The sequence below is a fragment of the Rubricoccus marinus genome, from assembly GCF_002257665.1.
GTDB lineage: Bacteria > Bacteroidota > Rhodothermia > Rhodothermales > Rubricoccaceae > Rubricoccus > Rubricoccus marinus.
Genome location: NZ_MQWB01000002.1, coordinates 1 through 2,854, shown reverse-complemented (window position 1 = coordinate 2,854; position 2,854 = coordinate 1). Strand labels below are relative to the sequence as shown.

The 2,854-nt window shown below is 69.0% G+C and carries 3 protein-coding genes; 1 reads left to right on the top strand and 2 read right to left on the bottom strand.

Annotated elements, in window-relative coordinates; all coding sequences use genetic code 11:
- Positions 1-428: 428 nt before the first annotated feature.
- Together BSZ36_RS16810 and BSZ36_RS16805 are read right to left on the bottom strand one after the other, a co-directional pair.
- A complete protein-coding gene (locus tag BSZ36_RS16810; RefSeq protein WP_094551427.1) occupies positions 429-1,025 on the bottom strand; it encodes a CvpA family protein in 597 nt (198 codons plus the stop codon).
- Positions 1,022-1,465 (bottom strand): GatB/YqeY domain-containing protein, encoded by a 444-nt coding sequence (locus BSZ36_RS16805; RefSeq protein ID WP_094551425.1) that lies wholly within the window; start codon positions 1,463-1,465, stop codon positions 1,022-1,024. The genes BSZ36_RS16810 and BSZ36_RS16805 overlap by 4 nt, the downstream gene beginning before the upstream one ends.
- Before the next feature lie 418 nt (positions 1,466-1,883).
- Here BSZ36_RS16805 and hisG point away from each other — a divergent pair.
- Positions 1,884-2,854, top strand: a 971-nt coding sequence (hisG, locus tag BSZ36_RS16800; protein WP_143536957.1) for an ATP phosphoribosyltransferase, incomplete at its 3' end; no start/stop codon positions are given.

Sequence of the window (2,854 nt, the reverse complement as noted above, 5' to 3'; positions counted from 1 at the left end):
TCTTGCCCTGCCCGTTGCCGCCCGAGAGGCAGGCCACGTGGATGCCCGCCAGGTCGAGTTCGGGCACGTCTTCGCCGTAGCTGAGGAAGTTGCGGAGTCGGAGGCGGACGGGGGTCACGCGGTCGGGGTACGGGGTACGGGGTACGGGGTACGGGAAGCTGGCCGGAGTGCGCCTCTGGCGCCAGAGGCGAACGCCGCCTTCTCCTACGTGTCATCCCGAGGGAAGCAAAGCGACGAGGGATCTACTCGCCAGAGGCTTTCGGGTCTGAAAAGGACACCGGGGCGCGCGTGGCTAGATCCCTCGTCGCTCCGCTCTGTCGAGATGACAAGAGCGGGGCAGCGAAGGATACCCGACCTCTGGCGCCAGAGGCGTGTCAGGGGCACAGCTTCGCCAGAGGCCTCTGGCGCTACGGGCGCGCCCCCGCTGGCTACTCCCCACTGGCCCCTTCCTCCACGATCTCCTCCCCCGCCCGCTCCTCACGCGACTCCTGCCACGTGTTGAACCGGTCCTGCACGGCCTCTTGGATTCCCGGCGCGAGGCCTCTGGCGAGGTCCCACGCAAACGGCGCGACGGGCTCGATGGGCGGCGCGAGCAGCGAGGTCTCGCGCGTCTCCTGCGAGATGAGGATCGGCCCGGAGCCAGGCAGCGGCGAGAAGCCGGTCACGAGGAGCATCACGCTAAGGCCGAAGGCGGCCCGGAGCGCGCCGACGCCCGCGCCCGCGAGCTTGTCGACGCCGCCCAGCTTGACGGCCTCTAGCCCCTTGCGCGCGACGTGCGCCGCGGCCATGAGTCCGACGACGACGGCACCGAAGGCGACGACGAAGCCGAGAATCGGGCCGGTCCGCGGGCTCACGCCCAACGCCGCGGCGGCCATCTCGCCAACCGGCCCCATCAGCGCCGTTGCCACCACGAAGCCGAGCAGCCAGCCGACCGTCCCAACAGCCTGAGCAAGTGCGCCAGTCTTGACCCCGCGCCAGAGGCCGATGCCGAGACCGGCCGCGAGAACCCAGTCGAGCGTGCTCACGCGTTCAGAAGCTGCTGCACCACCGTGCGGACGCGGTTGCCATCGGCAACGCCTTTGAGTTCGCTCATCGCCTCGCCCATGACGCGGCCCATGTCCTTCATCGTCGTCGCGCCGGTCCGCTGCACAATGGCGTGGACGACGTTGTGGATGTCCTCGTCGCTCGCCTGCGCAGGCATGTACACCTCCAGCCACGGAAGCTCGGCACGCTCGCGGTCCGCGAGATCCTCGCGCCCGCCCTCGACGAACTGCTTGATGGACTCGCGCCGCTGCTTAGCCTGCTTCTGCACGACCGCGACCAGATCCTCTGCGCTCAGCGGCTGGCCGGTCTTCTTCTCTTCCTGCGTGATGGCCGTCTGGAGCATCCGGATCGCGCCGAGTCGGACGGTGTCTTTGGCGCGCATGGCGTCCTTGAGGTCCTGCGCGAGTTGTTCTTTGAGCATGAGTCCTGAGGGTGTCGGGTGCAAACTACCGACGCGCGGCGGCAGCCTTGGTTGGAGGCCTCTGGCGAGCGTTGCGGGGCGTGGGAACGTCGGCTTCGAGTGCAGCAAAGGACCGCTGCTCGTACGCCTCTGGCGCCAGAGGCCAGAACCGAGTTTGGGAGCGCCCTCTCTTTTCCCGCTCCCGCCTTCGCCCGGACTTCGCGAACCGCACCGTGCCCCGGGCGTGGACCGTGCCGACCTTCGTGCTATGACTTCTCGCCGTCACCATCATTACCACGCACACCTCGGTCTCCTGACCGACGTGGTGACGACGGCTACGCCCACGCGCTAACCGCGCCAGAGGCCCCCCCCGTTCGAGCCCCGCCGGTCAACCGGTGGGGTTTTTCTGTTTCTGCCCCTCTCGTCGCTCCCCGCTCCCATGCTCAAGCTCGTTCTCCCCAAAGGCCGCATCCAGGTCGCCGTGCAGGCCGCCCTCGCCGAGTGCGGCATCACGCTCTCCGGCGCCGAGCGCACCTACCGCCCCTCGGTCAACGTGGACGGCATTCAGGTCAAGCTGCTCAAGAGCCAGAACATCCCGCCGCTGCTCGCGCTGGGGCAGCACGACTGCGGCTTCGCCGGTGCCGACTGGGTGCGCGAGCAGCGCGCCGACGTGGTGGAGCTTCTCGACCTCGGCTTCGATCCGGTCAAGATCGTCGCTGCGATCCCGGAGGATCAGGACTGGGACGCGCTGCGCAAGAAGCCACTGATCGCGGTCTCGGAGTACCGCCGCCTGACGACGGACTGGCTGGAGGGTCTCGGCGTCGACTTCACGTTCGTCCGCTCCTACGGCGCGACCGAGGTCTTCCCGCCAGAGGACGCGGACTTGGTCGTAGACAACACGGCGACGGGCGCCACGCTCCGCGCCAACCGCCTCCAGATCGTCGAGACGGTCATGGAGAGCACGACGCGGTTTCTCGCGCACCCGGCGGCGCTGGAGGACATGGAGAAGCGCGAGTCCATCGAGAACCTCGTCGTCCTCTTGCGCGGCGTCCTCGCCAGCCGCAAGCGCGTCCTCCTGGAGATGAACGCACCGCCAGAGGTGCTCGACGCCGTCGTCGGCCTGCTGCCCGCGATGAAGTCGCCGACGGTGAGCAAGCTGCACCGCGAGGACGGGTTCTCGGTCCGCGCCGCCGTGCCGATGAGCGCCGTTCGCACGCTCGTGCCGCAACTCCTGGCCGCTGGCGCGACGGACATCCTGGAGCTTCCCATCCGCAAGATTATCCCCGGCCTCGACACGCCTCTGGCGGTCTCGGGTACGGGGGTCGGAACACAGGGTGCGACGCCAGAGGCCTCTGGCGAAGCCGCACCCGACCCCGCCGCGCTCGATGGCGGCGACGTCCTCCCTCCCCC

Bases quoted from the DNA above. Each gene is read 5' to 3' on its own strand.
- BSZ36_RS16805 (WP_094551425.1), bottom strand. From the start codon at position 1,465: ATGCTCAAAGAACAACTCGCGCAGGACCTCAAGGACGCCATGCGCGCC.